The organism is Schleiferilactobacillus harbinensis DSM 16991 (genome assembly GCF_000425885.1).
GTDB lineage: Bacteria > Bacillota > Bacilli > Lactobacillales > Lactobacillaceae > Schleiferilactobacillus > Schleiferilactobacillus harbinensis.
On sequence record NZ_AUEH01000009.1, the window covers coordinates 56,086 to 74,256 of the forward strand.

Below are 18,171 nucleotides of genomic sequence, written 5' to 3' on the forward strand. Positions count from 1 at the left end.
TCGCAAGCTGCGGCACTAGATACGCTAGGAAATCAGAGTTTTGTCCCCAGTCTCTTCCTGCTTACTCCCACGTCCTCGTCTCTTCCTGGTATTGTGCCACCGCCCACTGGCTGTGCACATAAGCAGCCCGCTGGGCGCTGATGTGTTTGCTGTCGGACTTAGCCTGATCCAGCAAGTCCTGGGCCATTTTGATCTGCTGGCGCAGGACATTGGCGCCGGGGGCCGCGGGATCGGCGGCCTGGTGGGTCAGAGCGGCGAGCTGGGCCTGCAAGCTGGTTACTTGGGCTTTGAATGTGCGCTGGACCTTTTCCAGCCGGCACAAGTCGGTTTTCAACGGCGCTGTGGCGGCGTCAATGCGGACAAACTCGGTGTAGGGCATGTCGCCTTTGAGCTGGTTGCATTCCGCACAGGCCAGGGTCAGATTAGCGATGGTGTTGTCGGCGCTGATACTGACGGGATTCATGTGATCCACACTATTGCCGTAACGGCCGCAGTATTGGCAAACATGGTGATAGGTCTCCCGAATGTACTGGCGGGTGGTGAGGTCCAGCGTGTTTTGATCAAACAGCTGCTGCACCGGATAACCCCAGGCGGCCAGCACGGTGGGCAGATCGCCGCTGGGCCAGGCGGCCGGCGGCGTTTGCAGCATCGTCCAAAGCTGGTCCGCAAAAGCGGCCGCGGGCAGCGCCTGCCGTACAGCAGGCGGGGCAGCCGCGTAACTGTCCGCCAGGCCCTCAGCTTGCCGCCGAGCCGCCTTGGTGAAGGCCAGCGGGGTCCCCGTTGTCTGGTCGCCGCCGCCGTAGGTCAGACCCGTGCCTTGGGCAAACAGCTGGCTGGCGGGATTGGCAAAATCCGGGCCACTAATTTGATGGGTGCGGCACAATGCACAAATGCTGTCGGCCAAACCATCGTGAATAAAGGCCGCCGCGGGCCAGCGCAGGGTACAAGAGGCACAGGCCCATTTCATAAGGCCTTCGCCTCGATCTCACTGCTGCTGGGATAGTGCAGCCGACTGCGGCCATCGCCCTCGGTCTCGACCCAGAGCTGGTCTGGAATCTGCTGGCGCAGTTCGCGGACATGGGAAATAATACCGATCAGCCGCTGCTGGCCTTCAATGGACTGCAGTGCATCGATTGCTCCGGCCAGGGCATCCTCATCCAGCGAACCGAATCCTTCATCGACAAACAGCGCGTTGATCTGAATCCCGCCGCTTTCGTTTTGCACCACTTCGCCCAGAGCCAACGCCAGACTCAGGGCGGTTAAGAAACTCTCGCCGCCGGACAGGGTGTGCACACTGCGCGTGGCGCCGACATTATCGTCGTAGACGTCCAGCTCTAAGCCCGTATTTGTGGCGTACGCTCCGTTCTCGCGGTGCAGCTGCAGTTCATAGCGGCCATTGGTCAGACGGGCCAGCCGGCTGTTGGCCACCCGCAGGACTTCCTGCAGATAAGCTCGCAGTACATACCGTTCCAGACTAAGCTTGATGGCCCCCTTGCCGTTGACGGTTTCGCTGAGCTGGGCCCATTCCCGCGCAATGGCCGCTTGATCGGCCTGGTCTTTGACCAGCTTGGTCATTTGTTTTTGGGCGGCCTGGGTTTGGGCCAGCGCCGTCTGGGCTTCATACACCGCGTGATTAGCGGCATCGGTCTGGGTCTGGGCGGCCGCTGCTGCGGTTTGCAGCGCGGCGACATCGGATCGCGGCCGCTCGGCAATGGCGGCCGTCACTTGGGCCAATTGAGCCGCGACGGTCGTCACGCTGGTCTGGTACGCTGTGTATTTTTGCCGCAGCGCGGCCAGTTGCGGCAATTCAGCAAACAAGGCCGGCAACTCGGCAGCGGTCACCGCTGGGGTATGGGCTGCCAAAGCCGCCGTTAACTGCTTCTGATAAGCCGCGACCCGCTGGGCCCAATCAGTCTGGTCCTGCTGGCCAGTGGTGATTCGAGTGGTCAAGGTCGTGACCTGGGTGTGCTGGGTTTCTTTCGTTTGCTGGGCGGTCTTGAGGGCCTGGTCATGGGCCGCCGCTTGGGTCTGCAGCGTCGTAATGGCCTGTTGCAAAGCCGCCGCCGTCGGATAATCCGCGGGCAATTGGCTCTGGGCATCCGTCAACGCGGTCTGGGCCTGGGCCATCACTTTATCGGCGGTGTTCGCCGCCGTCTGGGCCGTCGTCAATTCAGTTTGGCCCGCGACGAGTGCCCGCTGGCGTTGGTCAACCTGCTGACTGGCTGCTGTCGCGGCGCGGAGCGCCTGCTGGGTCTTCTTTTGGGCCGCGGTCAGATCCGTCCGCGCCGCTGCCAAGCGCTGCTGTTCGGCGGTCAAAGTGTCCGCCCATGCAACGGGCGTTTCTACCGCTGGCTGATAAATCCGCCAGACCGCCGCCAATTGGTCAGCAAGTTCGGCCGTCTGGGCGGTCAATTGCCGTTGCTGACTGGTCAGCTCGGCTGCTTGGGCGCTGGCCCGCTGCCACGCCTTCTCCGCCTGGTCCAGCGCTGCATCACTGACCAGCGTGGTCACCGTGCTCGCTGCCGGATGGGGGTGTTCCGTACTGCCGCATACCGGGCATGGTGTCCCCGGTATCAGGTCTTGGCTCAGCCGCGCAATTTGTCCTGCGGACCAGTCGCTCTTGGTTTGCCGGTAAGCCGCTTCTGCCTGTTCGGATCGCTGCGCCGCGGCTTGCACTTGGTCGGCCAAAGCGGCTGCTTGACCAGCGGCCTGCTGCCAAGTCTGCCAGTGCTGGCGCACCGTCTGCAGATGTTCCTCGGCCAAGGCCAAATCGTGTTTTTGACCATCCAGCTGATTCTGCTGGGTCAATAACGCCGGCTGCTGCGCGGCGGTGGTCTGGGCCTGCTGCAATGCCATTTGCTGTTCCTGCAAGGCTTTGTTCTGCGCCGTGACCGCGGCCTGGGCGGCGGCAAACACCTTCTCTGCCTTAGCGGCGGCTTTGCGTGCATTTGCCACTTTTTCAAATTGGGGCAGCAAATCAGTGAGCTTCGCCGCCTGCTGTTTAGCCTGATCAATGGCTGGCTGCTGCGCTGTCAGCGCGGCGAGCTGCTCATCGGCTTGCTGTAACGCGGCCTGGGCCTGGACCAGCTGCGCCTGGGCCTTTTTTTCTGCTGCCGCCGCCTGCCGCTGGTGGTCCTGACCATCAGTGATCTGCTGGGCTGCCGGCCGGACGGTTTGACTGAATTCCAGTTGGGCAATATGGCCCGCCAAATCCGTCATGGCCGGCTGCTGACTGGTCAGCTGGGCTTGCTGCCCCTGCAAGACCGCAGCATTCTGATACTGCGTCGTCAAATCTTGGCCGGCGTGCAATGCCGCTTGGGCCGCGGCCAGCGTCTGTTGCGCAGCCTGTTGCGCGGTCTTGGCCGTTTGCTCGGCGCTTTGCTGAGTATCCGCGAGATCAGCTAAGAATTGCGTCCATTGGGTCTGATAATTCAATGGGCTGGTCAAGTATGGTGTCACGTCATCTACCATGGTGTCTGGCCAAGGCAATTGGCCCAACACGCCGCTGAGCTGCTCGTCCACGTGACTGGCAGCACTTTGCGCGCTCTGGGCATGCTGGCGAATGATCTCCCCCCAGCGCTGATACTTGCCGGTCCCGAACAGCTGACGCAGAACACTTTCCTTTTCATTACTATCCGCATTGAGAAATTTGCGGAACTCGCCCTGGGGCAATAATACAATTTGAGTGAATTGCTCCGCGGTTAAACCCAGTAAATCCTGAAGGTGGGTATCCACGTCCCGGGTCTTAATGAATTCATTCTTTTGTTCATCACCATGGTAGATAGCCAGCTTAGCAGTGGCGTTATAGGTCTTATACCCTTCGCCCCGCTTCTTCTTTAGCGTCTGTTTCGGTTCCCGGCTGACCACATAACGCAAATCATTCTGAGTAAACGTGAACACCACCCGAGACGGTTCCGTTTCATCCGCAAAATTACTGCGCAGAGCCGCCCCTTCCCGTTCACCACTGTCCACGGCAGTATCGCCGTATAAGGCAAAACGCATCGCGTCAAACAGGGTCGATTTCCCACTGCCAGTTTTGCCGCTGATCAAAAACAGGGGCACCTCCGCGAAGCGCTGGAAATCCAACGTTTCATCCACATACGGACCAAAATTATGCACGTGCAAGGTTAACGGAATCATTTCTCTGCCCCCATTTCTGCCCACGTTTCAGCCAGCCATTGTTTCTGCCGCTCAGTCGGCGCGCTCTCCTGCATTTCCGTATAGAAGTCCGCCGCCAACGTCAGCGGATCCAAGTGCCGGCGCACTGTCAGGGCCGGTGTATCCGCCGCCCGGTCCCGGCCATGGGCCCGTTGGATTTCCAAAATATGCGGGTACTGGCTGCGCAGGATCTGCATCACATTGGGGATCACTTCCGTATCCGTCAGCGTGATTGCTAAATAGTCCTGCTGCTGATCCGGCGGCAGATAATCCGGCTTGGTCAAGTCCGCAAAGCTGGCCGTGATCGCCTGCAGATCGTGGGGCGGCGTCAGCGGCCGCCAATCAATGCTCCCCGCCGTGGTATCAACGATCCACACGCCCTTTGTATCTTTCGCCTCTGAAGCCGAAAACTTCAACGGCGACCCGCTGTAGCGCACCTTGTCTTCATGCAGCGCCTGATGGCTGTGCAAATGGCCCAACGCCACATAATCGAAGGGCGCCAGCAGATCCACCGGCACAGCGTCCAAACCGCCTACCCGGCTGGTGGTCTCTGAATCCGTCTGGCTGGAACCGGCCGCGAAGAAATGGGCGACCAAAACATGCTTCTTATCAGGAACAAATTTAGCCTGCATGGCCTGGACAATGGCCGTCATTGCCAACGGCACCGTCGTTAACTGCTCATCCCCGAAATATTGCCGGGCCGCAAAGGGCTGCCAAAACGGCAGCAGGAAAAATTGGGTGTCTCCCAATACGATTGGTTCGTCAATGGCTTGGGCCAGCGTCGTATGCAAATAATATTGAGTTGCTTTGAACCATGGGCTGCCCGTCCCCAGACGCACCGGACTATCATGGTTGCCGCTGATCACCAGCAGCGGCAACCCGTCCGTTAAGTTCAGCGTCTGGATCATCTCGTTCACCGCGTGCACCGATTCCTCATTCGCCAAAGCCCGGTCGTATACATCGCCGGCAATCACCACCGCATCCACCTGCTCCTCTTGGGCGATCTGCCGAATCTCGGTGAACACCGCCTGCTGGTCCGCCAAGAGGTCAAAACTATTCAATCGCTTGCCAATATGCCAATCCGCCGTATGCATGAAGCGCATTGCCCTCACCATCCTTTTCACATGCCTTCAGTATACCAAGAAAGTCCTCGTTCGAACATCAGTTCAATACTCTCATTTTCTATCATGCTATTTACATTTGATGGCCTTTGATGTACCGTAATGGTTAATTTTATAGCGGCCTGCAAAGACCGTTCCGTGTTTTATCATGAGGAGGATTTTTATGAAACACCGATATTTTGCAATTATTGGCACCGTCGGCCTGGCTGCCGCGCTGCTGCTCACTGCCTGTCAAGGCAAGTCAGGGGCCAACGCCAAGAGCAGTGCGGACACCACCTGGTCCCGGATGGAAAAAGACGTGATCACTACCATGGATCCGTCCCTGATCACCGATTCCGTCTCCGGCCAAGCTGCCGCCGACACCTACGAAGGTTTGTACCGTTACTATGGCGCTGAGTTGGAGCCCGGTGTCGCCAAGAGTGTCGTCAAACCGACCCAAAACGGCACGGTCTACACCTTCAAATTACGCAATTCCAAGTGGAGCAATGGCGACCCTGTGACCGCCAAGGACTTCGTCTTCGCTTGGCGGCGAACCGTTGATCCGGCCACTAAGTCCCAGTATGCCTATCTCTACACCGGCATCAAGAATGCCGACCAGATCATGGCCGGCAAAAAGAAGGCGGACACCCTGGGCGTCAAAGCCCTGGACGACCACACTTTCCAAGTTACTTTGGAACACGCCATCCCGTACTTCGGTACGATGATGGTTTCTAACGCCTTTTATCCAGAAAATCAGAAGGTCGTGGACCAGGCCGGCAAGAAATTCGGTACCCAATCCAAGTACCTGGTCTTCAACGGCCCCTACAAGCTGACCAAATGGAATGGCACCGGCAACAGCTGGACGGAAGTCAAGAACCCGGATTACTGGAACGCCAAAGATATCCACGTCAATAAGATCAACGTGCAAGTCGTCAAGGATGCTTCCACGGCAATGAATCTGTTCCAAGCCGGCAAATTGGACGACGCCCAGCTTGATGGCGATCAAGCCGCCCAGGCAAAGTCCCAGAAAGATTACAAAGGGATGAAGCAATCGCGGACTACCTATCTGGAATTCAACCAGAAGAAGATCCCGGCCTTCCGCAACACCAAGCTGCGCCAAGCCGTTTCTCTAGCTATTGACCGGCAGGAATTCGTCAAGAAAGTCTTGGATGACGGCTCCATCAGCACCGATACCGTCACCTCTTCCGGATTAGCCAAAGATCCCACCACTGGAAAAGACTTTACCAAGAGCCTGACCGCTAGCACGGCCCAGTACACAGCTTTTAATTTAGCCAAGGCGAAGAAGTTATGGCAGGAAGGGCTGCAAGAGACTGGTCAAAAGAGCCTGGACATCACCCTGTTGAGCGATGACACCTCTGCGGCCAAACGCAGTGCCGAGTACTTCCAGAACGCCCTGGGCGAACTGCCTGGCTTGAAGATCTCGGTCCAACCTGTACCATTCAAGACCCGGATTGCCCGCAGTATGGCCGGCAACTTCGACATGGTCATCTCCGGCTGGGGCGCGGACTTCCCGGATCCGATCTCCTTCCTGGACCTGTTCACCACTGACAACACCTATAACTTTGGCCATTACAGCAACAAACAGTATGACGCACTGATTGCGGCATCGAAAACCACGGACGCCACCAACGAAACCAAACGGTGGACCGACCTGCGTCAAGCCCAAGAACTGCTGACCAAGGAAGAAGGCATTGTCCCCGTTTACCAAATGGTGCAATCCCACCTGGTCAATCCGAAGATGCAAGGGATGACGTACAGCCCAAACAACCTGTACAATTTCATCGGGGCAAAAATCAAGTAGGCCACCGCTTGTAATGAGCAGATACTAAGCAGATTTAATTTACCGAATATACCAGCCGGTCCGCGACAGCATTGTCGTAGGCCGGCTTTTTAGGCCATGAAAGGATTGCCGCCGGCCCTGACACACCTCTCAACCAATGAGAACGTACTAGGGAATATGCCACTTAATTGAGAATTGCTATTTACAATACCCATAAAGTAAGTTAAAGTAACGGTAATTATTTGAGGAGGTTTTCCCTGTGAAAAAGTCAATAGGTTTTAAGTTGGGGGCGGCAGCGACTTGCAGCCGGCAGTCGCCAAGTCAGTGGCGAAGCCGACCGATAACGGCACGGTATACACCTACAACCTGCGCAACAGCAAATGGAGCAACGGCGATGACGTGACCGCCAGCGACTTTGTCTTTGCCTGGCGGCGCACCGTTGACCCGGCGACCAAGTCCCAATACGCCTACTTGTATTCCGGCGTGAAGAACGCAGACAAGATCATGGCTGGCAAGGCTAAGGCCTCAACTTTGGGCGTTAAAGCTTTGAGCAAGGACAAATTGCAGGTTACCTTGGAACACCCGATTCCCTACTTCAACACAATGCTCGTCAACCCCGCTTTCTTCCCGCAAAGTGAGAAAGCCGTCGGCGAATATGGCAAGAAGTTCGGTACCCAATCCAAATACTTAGTTTTCAACGGCCCTTATAAGCTGACCGGTTGGAACGGAACAAACAACTCCTGGAAAGAAGTTAAGAACCCGACTTACTGGAACGCCAAGAACGTGCACATTGATCAAATCAACGTGACTGCCATCAAAGATCCGTCCACAGCGATGAACCTGTATCAATCCGGCAAGCTGGATGATGCGTCGCTGACTGGCGACCAAGCGGCAGTTGCAAAGAGCAAACCCGATTATCAAGGGGTTAAACAGGCATCAACATTCTATCTGGAACTGAACGAGAAGAAGATCCCGGCTTTCAAAAATACTAAGATCCGGCAAGCCATTGGGATGTCCATCAACCGTGAGGAATACATTAAGAAGGTCCTGCAAGACGGTTCCATTGATGCCCCGAACGTGACCCCTCAGGGGCTGGCCCAGGATCCCAGCACCAAGGAAGACTTCTCCAAAGAAGCTGCGAAGGGATATAGCCAATATACCCAGTACAATCCTAAAGAAGCTAAGACATTATGGACAGCCGGATTGAAAGAGGCTAATCTGAAGACCTTGAGCGTTGAACTGCTGACCGACGATACCGATAACGCCAAGAAATCCGGCGAGTATCTCCAGAACACTTTGGAAAAGAACCTGCCTGGTTTGAAAGTCACCATCGCCACAGTACCGTTCAAGACCCGCTTGAGCCGCAGCCAAAATGGCCAATTCGATATGGTCATGGGTGGTTGGAGTGCCGACTTCCCCGATCCCATCACCTTCCTGGATCTGTTCACCACGGATGGCAGCTACAACGACGGCAAATGGTCTAACGCCCAATACGACAAGCTGATCGAACAAAGCAAGACCACCTATGCTACTGATGCTGAAAAGCGTTGGCAAGCCCTGATCCAAGCGCAACAGATTTTGACCAAGGAACAGGGAATCATCCCGATCTATCAACGGGTCCAAGCCCACTTGGTCAACCCGAAGGTCCAGAACTTGAAGACCGCTCCGGGTGGTTCATATAACTTCGTTGGTGTCACGCTGAAGAAGTAATCGCGAACAACCATACGGCGAAACGGTGTGACTGCGGCGTAAGTCGCGGCCGCGCCGTTTTTCTAAATTTAGTAAGGAGAAGCTAAATGGTCAAATACGTGCTTAAACGGATCGGCTATCTGCTGCTGACGCTGTTCATTGTCGCCAGTATCACATTCTTCCTCATGAAGCTGCTGCCTGGGACCCCCTTCAATAACCCGAAGATCCCCGCGGCTCAGATTGCCATCCTGCGTAAACAATACGGACTGGACCTGCCAGTCTGGCAACAATACCTCAATTATATGGTGGGCATTGCCCACGGTGATTTTGGCGAGTCCTATCAATTTGCCGGTCAAACCGTTTCTTACCTGATCTCGACCCGCATCGGACCCTCGCTGCAACTAGGGGTTCAGGCTATGATCATTGGGACCCTGCTGGGTATCCTGCTGGGCGCGATCGCCGCGATCCGCAAGAATACCTGGGTGGATGCCACCGCTACGATTTTCGCCATCATCGGCCGCTCCATCCCCAACTTCGTCTTTGCGGCCCTGTTGCAGTTCTGGTTGGCTTACAAATGGCGGCTCTTCCCCATCGCTTTGTGGGACGGCTTTTCATCCAGCATCCTGCCCACCCTGGCCTTAGCCATGGCGCCGCTGGCCAACACGGCCCGGTTCATGCGGACCGAAATGGTGGACGTGCTGAGTTCCGACTACATTGAATTGGCCAAGTCCAAAGGCGAATCTCAATGGCAAGTTGTCGCCAAACATGCAATGCGCAATTCCATGATTCCCATCGTCACCATCATTGGCCCCATGGCCGTGGACTTGATGCTCGGGTCTCTGGTCGTCGAGAACGTCTTCGCCATCCCTGGCATCGGCCAACAGTTCGTCCAGTCGATCACCACGAACGACTATCCAGTCATCATGGGCTTGACCATGCTTTATTCCGTCATGCTCACCGTCGTCATTTTGATCGTCGATATTCTTTACGGCTTCATTGATCCGCGAATTCGCTTGTCAGGGGAGGGTAACTAATGGCTGATACAAAAGAAAACCTGCAATTGGGGCCCGACGCATTCAAACACGTCGCCACTAACACCCAGGCCCAAGAAAAAATTGCCGCCCCGTCACTGACGTTTTCCCAAGACGCGATTCGCCGGCTGAAACAAAATAAGTTTGCCCTGATCTCCTTCTGGATTCTGGTGATCATCGGGATCGTTGCCCTGTTGTCGATTTGGTTCTCCCCCGCCGATCCCAACCGGCAGCACCTGGCTTATACCCACTTGCCGCCGAAATGGGGCAACCTGAACATTCCCTTTATCAACGGCTACCGTAACGGCATTGATATGTACGCCAAAAATGGCGTGCCCAAGGGTACCTATTTCTTCTTAGGTACCGACTACCTCGGCCGGGACATGCTGTCCCGGGTTCTGGTCGGCACCCGGGTTTCCCTGTTCATCGCCCTGCTGGCCACATTCTTTGACCTGACCATCGGAGTCTTCTACGGGATCATTTCTGGTTGGAAAGGCGGCACCACCGACACGATCATGCAGCGGATCATCGAAATCATTTCGTCCGTGCCGAACTTGATCGTCGTCATCTTGATGCTGCTGGTCTTCAAGCCCGGCTTGACCTCCATTATTCTGGCCATCGCCATGACCGGTTGGGTGACCATGGCCCGGCTGGTACGGGCTGAGACTTTGCAATTGAAGGATCAGGAATTCGTGCTGGCCGCCCGGACACTGGGCGAATCCAGTACGAAGATTGCCTTCAAGCACCTGATCCCCAACCTGAGTTCCACCATCATCATCCAGACCATGTTCACCATCCCGTCCGCCATCTTCTTCGAAGCCTTCCTGAGTTACATTGGGATCGGACTGCCGGCGCCGACGGCTAGTCTGGGGACGTTGTTGTCCGATGGTCAGAAGGTCTTGCAGATCTATCCCAGCGAGCTGGTTTTCCCTGCCGTCGTCATCGTTGTCTTGATGCTGGCCTTCAACCTGCTGGCCGACGGTCTGCGCGACGCCTTCGACCCGCGCAGTGATAATCGATAAGGAGAGTGACGAGCAATGGCAACTAACAAACCAGCTGAAGAACCGATTCTGTCCGTTAAAGACCTCAAGATCGACTTCCGCACCTTCGCCGGTCCCGTCCACGCGATTCGCGATGTCAGTTTCGACTTGAAGAAAGGCGAAACCCTGGCCATCGTTGGCGAATCGGGCTCCGGTAAATCCGTTACAGTGCGCTCGATCATGGGGCTATTGGCCAATAATGCGCATATCGCCAGCGGCCAGATCATGTTCCACGATGCAGACATTTTGAAGAAAACCAAACGCCAACTCAATGCCATGCGAGGCAATGATATCGCCATGATTTTCCAGGATCCGATGACTAGTCTGGATCCGACCATGCCCATCGGTAAACAGGTCGCCGAACCCCTGCGCCTGCACACGAATATTTCTGAGAAAAAAGCCCTGGCGGAAGCCGTCCGGGTCTTGAAGCTGGTGGGGATCCAAGATGCCCAAGAGCGGCTGAAGGACTACCCCCACCAATTCTCCGGCGGCCAGCGCCAACGGATCGTTATCGCCATCGCGATCATCAACCATCCCCAGATTCTGCTGGCCGATGAACCGACGACCGCCCTGGACGTGACGATTCAGGCCCAGATCATTCATTTACTGAAGGAAATTCAAGAAAAAATTGATACCTCGATCATCTTCATTACCCATGACCTGGGAGTTGTGGCCGGGATCGCTGATCGCGTCGCCGTCATGTACGCCGGCAAGATCATCGAATACGGCACCGTGGATGAGATTTTCTACAACGCCCAGCATCCGTATACTTGGGGCCTGCTGGAGGCGATGCCGACGCTGGAGACCAACTCCGACCGGCTCTACGCCATTCCCGGCACGCCGCCGGATCTGCTGGACCCGCCCAAGGGCGACGCCTTTGCCCCGCGCAATCCCTTCGCCATGCAGATCGACCTAGAGCAGCAGCCGCCCTTCTTCCAAGTGTCCCCGACCCATGCGGCCGCGACTTGGCTGCTGTATCCCGGCGCGCCAAAGGTTGAATTACCGCCGGAGATCAAACGCCGGCGCCAGATCTGGGAAACGCAATTTGCTGGTAAGGAGGCAGAATGATGGCTGACGACAAAACATCGAAAAAAGACGACCGGGAAATCCTGGTCAAAGTAGAACACCTTGTCCAAACCTTCAATAAAGGGAAAAAGGACGAAGTGAAGGCCATTCAAGACATCTCCTTCAATATTTACAAAGGCGAAACGCTCGGTCTGGTGGGTGAATCCGGTTCTGGTAAAACCACCACCGGCCGCTCCATCATCCGCTTGTACCAGCCTACCGGGGGCGATGTGCTCTTCGAAGGTCAAAACATCGCCCGGCTGCGCAACGGCTCCAAGGCCATGCTGGACTTCCGGCGCAAGGTCCAGATGATCTTCCAGGACCCCTACGCATCGCTGAATCCCCGGATGAAGGTCAAGGATATCATCGCCGAAGGCATCGATATTCACCACTTGGCGAAAAGCAACGCCGACCGGGACAATCGCGTCAACGCCTTATTGGACGAAGTCGGCCTGAACAAAGACCACGCCACCCGTTACCCCCACGAATTCTCCGGCGGCCAGCGGCAGCGGATCGGGATTGCCCGCGCCCTGGCCGTAGAGCCGGAATTCATCATCGCTGACGAACCCATTTCGGCCCTGGACGTGTCGATCCAGGCCCAGGTCGTGAACCTCTTGAAGGATATTCAGGACAAGCAAAACCTGACCTATCTCTTCATCGCCCATGATCTGTCCATGGTCAAGTACATTTCTGACCGAATCGCCGTCATGCATTACGGCCGCCTGGTGGAATTGGCCAGTGCCGATGAAGTTTATAACCACCCCTTGCACCCGTATACCCAGAGCCTGCTGTCCGCCATCCCGATCCCCGACCCGGAGATCGAACGCAAGCGGACCCCGATTCCCTACGATGCCAGCAAGGTGGAGGACGAACGGCGCCGGCGAATGGTTGAGGTCTACCCTGACCACTTCGTCTTCGCCGCGACGGATGAGGTTGCCGGGTATAAAGCCGCGGCAGTGAAGAGTCATTTGGTTGACCATCCCCCACTGGTAGGGACGACTACGGATTAACAACATCAATACGCTAAATAACCGCCGATTGAACCGGGTTTGTGCAAACGCTCGGGTCAGTCGGCGGTTTTATATTGTTTTGTCAATCCATTATTAATATTCTTATCAAGATTTCCGTTATCTGCCCAAACGCGATACGCTCGTCCTAAGTTATAATTGAAAGGAGCAATAAAAATTAAGCTAATTCAACGTATCTTTATTATCTGGGCGATTGCCCTGGGCTGGACATTCATTGGCCAACTGGTGGAATTCTTCCTTGGATTCGTCAGTTTCACCATGCCGATCTCGGACATGTACCCTATGCAGCTATTACTGTTGTATTCAGAGGGAATCGGAATACTGGCAATGGCGCTTCATTATCGGCACAAACCAGACCTGCTGGGGTTTTCTGGCGAACACATCGGCAAAAACCTAGTCGCCGGCACGGTAGCCGGTCTATTACTGTTTTCTCTAATTTGGCTGATCGTTACTCTGCTGGGCGGGTATCATGTCACCACCGTGTTTCATTGGCACCAAGTATTCTGGCTGATCCTATTTCTATTTGGTTACGGTGTGCAAGCGACCTTTGAAGAAATTGTGTGCCGCGGTTATATCATGGGCTATTGGCTCAAACACAATCGGCTTGGCCTCGCATTTTTGACCAATGCGCTATTCTTCACCGTGCTGCACGTGGCCAATCCAGGCTATGATCTTTACGCAATGATTGGCTTGTTCTTATTCAGTATCGCCATGTCTGCATTGCGCTTGCTGACCGGCAGTATTTGGTTAGGATGCGCTTTCCACGCGATCTGGAATTTTGCGGAGGGCTGTATCTTTGGCACATCCGTTTCTGGTCTTTCCAGTACCGGCTTGGTCTTCACCTCAACGAATACAACGCCCGCACAACTTCTAACCGGCGGCTCATTCGGTGTTGAGCGCAGCGGGATTGCCCTGATTGCTTACGGCTTAGTGTCAATTCTGCTCATTGCCCTTTCCTGGCCTCGGATCACGCGTGCCATCGATGACCGAAGGAGCGCCGCCCACTCTAAATATTCTTATCAGTAGTTGCTTAGGCGGCTCCTCTCACTATAATAAACACATGCTAGTTTAATTGCTGGCATCAGGTTCTCGATCCGCTGTCATTAAGGTAAGGAGGCCGCTGCCATGGAGAAAAGCATTGACCAATGGCTGGATACAATTCTGCTTCTACTCATCTGCGGTGCCATTTTGATTTTAAACCAAATCGGTTACCCCTCTCTCTTAACCACGTTGGCTCAAGGTATCTTGGCCGCTGCTGCAGTCATCATTGCCGCTAAGATGGTCCTCACCGTCGTACGTCAACGGGCACAAGCTAAGCATTAAGCCACAGAAAGGAACGATGCCTATGCCCTGGTGGGGCTACTTTTTCTCTGGCGTACTCGCAGTCGTCTTTTTCCGGCTCGGTGAGTATAGCCAGCGGCATAAAACAAAATAAAATTCACTATAAGTAGTCTTGCATCTACAATCAGTACCCAACATCGCTGGGCTGATTCCAGATGCAAGACTCTTTTCATCTTTTCAACGTGATATACTCGGGTTAATAGAGGGGGGAGATTTGATGAGCCAATTTCTACTGCATTGTGGTCAATTGCTCAATTCAATCCGTCAGCGGCGCAATCTATCGATCAACGATATTCGGGGTGACGCGACCCAACCCACCGTTACGAACTTTGAACACAGCCATTCCGATATCGGCCTGACCAATTTTCACACTCTTTTGACTAATATGTATATGAGTACCGACGAATTCTTTGTTCTGGCCGATCCCGGAAGTGATTTGCTCAGCCGCTTCGCCCGCACCTTGCGCCATGCCAGCAACCATGATGATCTGGCCGGACTGGCGGCGTTGCGTGAGGAAGTCATCACTGCCTATCCCGGCTCTCGGAAAGATGGTCCAAAAGATATGCTGCTGCTCAGCATTCAAGGTATGGCCGGTTTTATTAAAGACCACGCTTTTATGTTTTCAGAAATCGATGCTTCTCGCCTGCAGCTCTTTCTGAATCACGGCCAAACCTGGTATGACTTGGAATACACCATATTTGCGGTCACCGCGCCGTTTTTGCCCACTCCAATCATGGTCCAGCTCGCCGATGCGATGCTGGCCTCGTTCCATACCACGCATATTCCCGATTACGATGTGGCAGTAATGGGAACGTTGTTTAATATGTGTTTTGCCCTATTGGCCCGGGGCGATAAAACCCAAGCGGTCAAATTGCTGCAGCGCACGCAGCAGGGCGTCCCGCAGACCCGTGATCCCTTCACTGCCTCGCGTATCTACTTGCTGACGCAAGCGTTCACCTATCTCGGCAATCATTCTCCAGAAGCACTGCACCACATTAAAATGATCGAGGACAGCTGGGCTCTCTTTGATCCGCAGATGCGAGAAAGTGATATGCAATGGCTGTCTCAGTTGGGGATTAAGTTATAATCATAACGTGTTAACGCCACGTCTCTGTACCCAATTGGCTGGGCCGGTGAGCTCGAAAGAGGACAATGGCCGCGACGGACAAATAGATGACCAAAGCCACGATTGTTGGAGTGATTGAAGGATGAGCCTTGGCCGTTGCGGCCGGGACGGGATAGCCATTAATCGAAGTCACCATGAAATTGATAAAGAAATGAACTGCCATCGGATAGAGAATGTTCTGCATTCTGATATACACAGCTGAGAAGAGCACGCCCATGCCGAACGCTTGCACAATCTGCAACATGGTGCCGAACGCAGTTTGTGTCTGCAAGTTAATCAGGTGACTGGCGGCAAAGAGCAGACTGCTGAGCAGCAACGGTACCCAGAGCCGCGGCTTCTTGCGCTCTGGACCATTCACAGTGTTATATATAACGCCGAAGACGCCCGCACGATACATCAATTCCTCCGGCACCGCCCCGCACAAACCAATAATAACCGCGGCAAAGAAGTGCTGCGGCAGCAAGACCGTCAAACCCAAACAGGCCAACCCCCAGATGATCCAAAAGATCCAACCGCCCTTCGTGGTTGGCCGCTTGAAGCCGATTGGTTGGCGCAGCACAAACCTGACTAAAAAGATAATCGTGACCAGCGTCAGCAGTTTAAAGAACGCAATACTCGCTAAATCGGATAATCTAAAGAACGATACAAACCGGCCGACTATTTCTTGATCGATAAAAAACTCGGCAATCAGGAAAATAATTAGGCGGACAATCGTTGACCCAGCTCTATTTCGCATGGTGTTTCTCCCCCTCGACTGCTATGAAATACCTCTGCAGCATGATTCAAATACGGCCCTGTTAAGGATAGTAGTGGTGCCCGTTGTCACGCACTATGCGCGCTGACTTTTCTTCTACAATTCAATACCTGTCTTATTTTGCACTATTTTTCTGTAGCCCGCGAAAACCGATAAATATTGTTATCACTGCCCCACTAATGAAAGATGACCGGGAAAAAACTAAGTCCGATTGCTTCTGCCTTCTTCCGGTAATAATCCGCATCCACATGCGCTTCCGGGATGTCCGCCTTGATCAGCTGATAAATACTCATCAAAACCTCCGGTACGCCACGGTGTGTCAAATAATATTGGGAAATGCCATTGGCCAGATTGGCAACAGCATGGATATATGCGTCGTTACTATCACTTGCATTGAGGACCTCAGCGTTTTCTTCAATCATGGCCGTCAGACTCGGATCTTTTTTCACATCAGGATCCATATACGCCTGATCCAACGCTTGAAAGAGCTTCTTTTCTTTAGTATTCATAGAACTTGTCCTCCTTAATCACACTTAACCAGTCTGCTTAATTTCAAGCAATGCCCAGCATGTTGACCACCAGCGACAACAAATTAGATAGGCCATGTACCAAAATTGCCAAACGCAGATCTTTGGTAACATAATAAGTCGTCCCATACGACAGCACCGAGCAGAATAGCGCGGCGGTGGCGAGGGAGAAGCCATAACCATGGACGAAGGTAAAAAGCAGCGCCGTCACGAATACTGAACCAATACCGCCCAGTTTCACCAGCAGACCGTTTTGAATAATCATTTGAAACAAGATCTCTTCTAAAAACGGCGAGACCACGACGAGTGCCAACACCGTGATTGGTGCGAGACTGCTGCGCATCGCCAACAGAATGTCGTCTCCAGAATGATCAGGCCCTGCTAAGAACGATAATAGTGTCTGACCAGCAAATCCTAACACCAGCATCAGTGCCGCAAAGCGCCAATGGTCGCCACTAATTCGGCTGCGCCAAGGTGTTTCGTCATCACTCACATGGCGGGCAAAGGCAAACGCAATAACGCCGATAACTGCTGTGGCCAGGATAAATAATAACCAATGGCGGCCTAAAGAAAACGAATGGACGGATTCTCCCGGCCACAAGGTTTCGGCCATTGACGGGATTTCAATGACAATGAACAAAATACATGCCGCGAACCAGGCAGCACCATAACGCAATATTTTTTCGATATTTTTAACAACCACGAGGTGCCCTCCCATCGAATCAATAGTGCCTACCCTACGCTTCCTCCGTATTCACTGCAAAAGGTGATAATTATTATTATGATTCCTCACTGAGCACGATGCCTTCTGCATACTGATTGTGGGTACAAAAAGACAGATTAATCGGCCCCTGACCAGAAGTCGCCAATTAATCTGTCTGAATTACCATTCAAATCATATCGAAACCGTGCACCATCATTCAAGGAAAAAAGTTCAACACGAAATCGACAATGCCTAGGGCCAAATTATGGAAAAAGTTGGCCGCCTTCTCCTTGCCTGATAGTCCTCGCCGCGAATCTTTACGTAATTCAATCAGCGCCGATGCCAAGTTAAAAAGCAAAACGACACCCAAAATAATCAAAAACGGTGTTAAATACTGGAAAAACAATTCTTTGTTGTTGGTCTCGTACATTCCATCTTCGCCTCCGCAACCACCACTCACTATGCAGATGTAACGTAAGCGGTCGTTGACATAGGTATCGTGACCCGGTGCAGGCCTCCTTGTAAACTTGGTTTATCAAGTAAACAAGGAGGCCTTTCATGGTTCAAATCAAAGATATCGTGCCGATCCAGGTGACCGACCGGTCGCCGAAGCCGCTGGTCAAACCGCAGGTTGCGGCACGAGTGAAGCTCAAGGACGCCGAGGTCGTGTTTTACACCGGTGTTGACCGGGCAATTCTGCACGTGGTGCTCCAGGAGTTGACAGGCAATGTTCCCCAATATCCAAGAGCTTAACATCTATATCATTTGCGGAAAAACGGACCTGCGCAAAGGAATCGACGGTTTGGCC

The 18,171-nt window shown here is 53.9% G+C and carries 15 protein-coding genes and 1 pseudogene; 10 read left to right on the forward strand and 6 right to left on the reverse strand.

Translation table 11 applies throughout. The annotated features are described in order from the left end of the window. Positions 1 to 61: 61 nt before the first annotated feature. From H627_RS19095 to H627_RS0104295, 3 genes are read right to left on the reverse strand one after another with little or no spacing between them, the layout of a single operon-like run. Positions 62 to 967: an HNH endonuclease gene (locus H627_RS19095; protein ID WP_051225164.1), complete on the reverse strand. Its 906-nt coding sequence runs from the start codon at positions 965 to 967 to the stop codon at positions 62 to 64. After that, the gene (locus tag H627_RS0104290; protein WP_027827935.1) at positions 964 to 4,140 is read right to left on the reverse strand and encodes an AAA family ATPase; all 3,177 of its coding nucleotides are present in this window, start codon (positions 4,138 to 4,140) and stop codon (positions 964 to 966) included. Before H627_RS0104290 ends, H627_RS19095 begins: the two co-directional genes overlap by 4 nt. Beyond that, positions 4,137 to 5,261, reverse strand: coding sequence for an exonuclease SbcCD subunit D (locus H627_RS0104295; RefSeq protein WP_027827936.1), 1,125 nt, complete (start codon positions 5,259 to 5,261; stop codon positions 4,137 to 4,139). Before H627_RS0104295 ends, H627_RS0104290 begins: the two co-directional genes overlap by 4 nt. Before the next feature lie 181 nt (positions 5,262 to 5,442). On the opposite strand from H627_RS0104295, the gene H627_RS0104300 reads away from it, so the two are divergent. The 9 genes and pseudogenes from H627_RS0104300 to H627_RS0104340 all read left to right on the forward strand — a co-directional run bounded on the left by H627_RS0104300 (position 5,443) and on the right by H627_RS0104340 (position 15,340). Continuing rightward, a complete protein-coding gene (locus H627_RS0104300; protein ID WP_027827937.1) occupies positions 5,443 to 7,080 on the forward strand; it encodes a peptide ABC transporter substrate-binding protein in 1,638 nt (545 codons plus the stop codon). Positions 7,081 to 7,350: 270 nt separating this feature from the next. Then, a pseudogene (locus tag H627_RS16965) lies at positions 7,351 to 8,769 on the forward strand (peptide ABC transporter substrate-binding protein); the annotation flags it as partial. An 86-nt stretch (positions 8,770 to 8,855) separates the two neighbouring features. Next, positions 8,856 to 9,782: an oligopeptide ABC transporter permease gene (gene opp3b / locus H627_RS0104310; RefSeq protein ID WP_027827938.1), complete on the forward strand. Its 927-nt coding sequence runs from the start codon at positions 8,856 to 8,858 to the stop codon at positions 9,780 to 9,782. Further along, positions 9,782 to 10,801 (forward strand): ABC transporter permease, encoded by a 1,020-nt coding sequence (locus tag H627_RS0104315; protein ID WP_027827939.1) that lies wholly within the window; start codon positions 9,782 to 9,784, stop codon positions 10,799 to 10,801. Before opp3b ends, H627_RS0104315 begins: the two co-directional genes overlap by 1 nt. Positions 10,802 to 10,816: 15 nt before the next feature. Continuing rightward, positions 10,817 to 11,887 carry an ABC transporter ATP-binding protein gene (locus H627_RS0104320; protein WP_027827940.1) on the forward strand — a complete coding sequence of 357 codons (1,071 nt, stop codon included), beginning with the start codon at positions 10,817 to 10,819 and terminating at the stop codon, positions 11,885 to 11,887. Then, entirely contained in the window at positions 11,887 to 12,894 is a 1,008-nt protein-coding gene (locus H627_RS16970) for an ABC transporter ATP-binding protein (RefSeq protein ID WP_051225166.1), read from the forward strand. The genes H627_RS0104320 and H627_RS16970 overlap by 1 nt, the downstream gene beginning before the upstream one ends. A gap of 345 nt (positions 12,895 to 13,239) precedes the next feature. Continuing rightward, positions 13,240 to 13,938, forward strand: coding sequence for a CPBP family intramembrane glutamic endopeptidase (locus tag H627_RS16975; RefSeq protein WP_258456868.1), 699 nt, complete (start codon positions 13,240 to 13,242; stop codon positions 13,936 to 13,938). 99 nt (positions 13,939 to 14,037) lie between these two features. Further along, positions 14,038 to 14,235 carry a hypothetical protein gene (locus H627_RS0104335; protein ID WP_027827941.1) on the forward strand — a complete coding sequence of 66 codons (198 nt, stop codon included), beginning with the start codon at positions 14,038 to 14,040 and terminating at the stop codon, positions 14,233 to 14,235. A 235-nt stretch (positions 14,236 to 14,470) separates the two neighbouring features. Beyond that, positions 14,471 to 15,340, forward strand: coding sequence for a transcriptional regulator (locus H627_RS0104340; protein WP_027827942.1), 870 nt, complete (start codon positions 14,471 to 14,473; stop codon positions 15,338 to 15,340). 10 nt (positions 15,341 to 15,350) lie between these two features. Here H627_RS0104340 and H627_RS0104345 read toward each other — a convergent pair whose 3' ends face one another. From H627_RS0104345 to H627_RS0104355, 3 genes are all read right to left on the reverse strand, one after another. After that, entirely contained in the window at positions 15,351 to 16,115 is a 765-nt protein-coding gene (locus tag H627_RS0104345; protein WP_027827943.1) for a CPBP family intramembrane glutamic endopeptidase, read from the reverse strand. Between the two features lie 194 nt (positions 16,116 to 16,309). Beyond that, positions 16,310 to 16,642: a bacteriocin immunity family protein gene (locus H627_RS0104350; protein ID WP_027827944.1), complete on the reverse strand. Its 333-nt coding sequence runs from the start codon at positions 16,640 to 16,642 to the stop codon at positions 16,310 to 16,312. Positions 16,643 to 16,685: 43 nt separating this feature from the next. Then, positions 16,686 to 17,363 (reverse strand): CPBP family intramembrane glutamic endopeptidase, encoded by a 678-nt coding sequence (locus H627_RS0104355; protein WP_027827945.1) that lies wholly within the window; start codon positions 17,361 to 17,363, stop codon positions 16,686 to 16,688. Between the two features lie 558 nt (positions 17,364 to 17,921). Between H627_RS0104355 and H627_RS0104365 the strand changes: the two genes are divergently transcribed. Next, on the forward strand, positions 17,922 to 18,116 hold the full coding sequence (locus tag H627_RS0104365) for a hypothetical protein (protein WP_027827606.1): 195 nt from the start codon (positions 17,922 to 17,924) through the stop codon (positions 18,114 to 18,116). The last annotated feature ends 55 nt before the right edge of the window (positions 18,117 to 18,171 follow it).

What these genes read in the sequence shown, in the direction of transcription:
- H627_RS0104320 (WP_027827940.1), top strand. Translation starts at nt 10,817, where the DNA reads ATGGCAACTAACAAACCAGCTGAAGAACCGATTCTGTCCGTTAAAGAC.
- H627_RS0104295 (WP_027827936.1), bottom strand. Translation starts at nt 5,261, where the DNA reads ATGCGCTTCATGCATACGGCGGATTGGCATATTGGCAAGCGATTGAAT.
- H627_RS0104315 (WP_027827939.1), top strand. Translation starts at nt 9,782, where the DNA reads ATGGCTGATACAAAAGAAAACCTGCAATTGGGGCCCGACGCATTCAAA.
- opp3b (WP_027827938.1), top strand. Translation starts at nt 8,856, where the DNA reads ATGGTCAAATACGTGCTTAAACGGATCGGCTATCTGCTGCTGACGCTG.
- H627_RS19095 (WP_051225164.1), bottom strand. Translation starts at nt 967, where the DNA reads ATGAAATGGGCCTGTGCCTCTTGTACCCTGCGCTGGCCCGCGGCGGCC.
- H627_RS0104345 (WP_027827943.1), bottom strand. Translation starts at nt 16,115, where the DNA reads ATGCGAAATAGAGCTGGGTCAACGATTGTCCGCCTAATTATTTTCCTG.
- H627_RS0104290 (WP_027827935.1), bottom strand. Translation starts at nt 4,140, where the DNA reads ATGATTCCGTTAACCTTGCACGTGCATAATTTTGGTCCGTATGTGGAT.
- H627_RS16970 (WP_051225166.1), top strand. Translation starts at nt 11,887, where the DNA reads ATGGCTGACGACAAAACATCGAAAAAAGACGACCGGGAAATCCTGGTC.
- H627_RS0104350 (WP_027827944.1), bottom strand. Translation starts at nt 16,642, where the DNA reads ATGAATACTAAAGAAAAGAAGCTCTTTCAAGCGTTGGATCAGGCGTAT.
- H627_RS0104335 (WP_027827941.1), top strand. Translation starts at nt 14,038, where the DNA reads ATGGAGAAAAGCATTGACCAATGGCTGGATACAATTCTGCTTCTACTC.
- H627_RS0104300 (WP_027827937.1), top strand. Translation starts at nt 5,443, where the DNA reads ATGAAACACCGATATTTTGCAATTATTGGCACCGTCGGCCTGGCTGCC.
- H627_RS0104365 (WP_027827606.1), top strand. Translation starts at nt 17,922, where the DNA reads ATGGTTCAAATCAAAGATATCGTGCCGATCCAGGTGACCGACCGGTCG.
- H627_RS0104340 (WP_027827942.1), top strand. Translation starts at nt 14,471, where the DNA reads ATGAGCCAATTTCTACTGCATTGTGGTCAATTGCTCAATTCAATCCGT.
- H627_RS16975 (WP_258456868.1), top strand. Translation starts at nt 13,240, where the DNA reads ATGGCGCTTCATTATCGGCACAAACCAGACCTGCTGGGGTTTTCTGGC.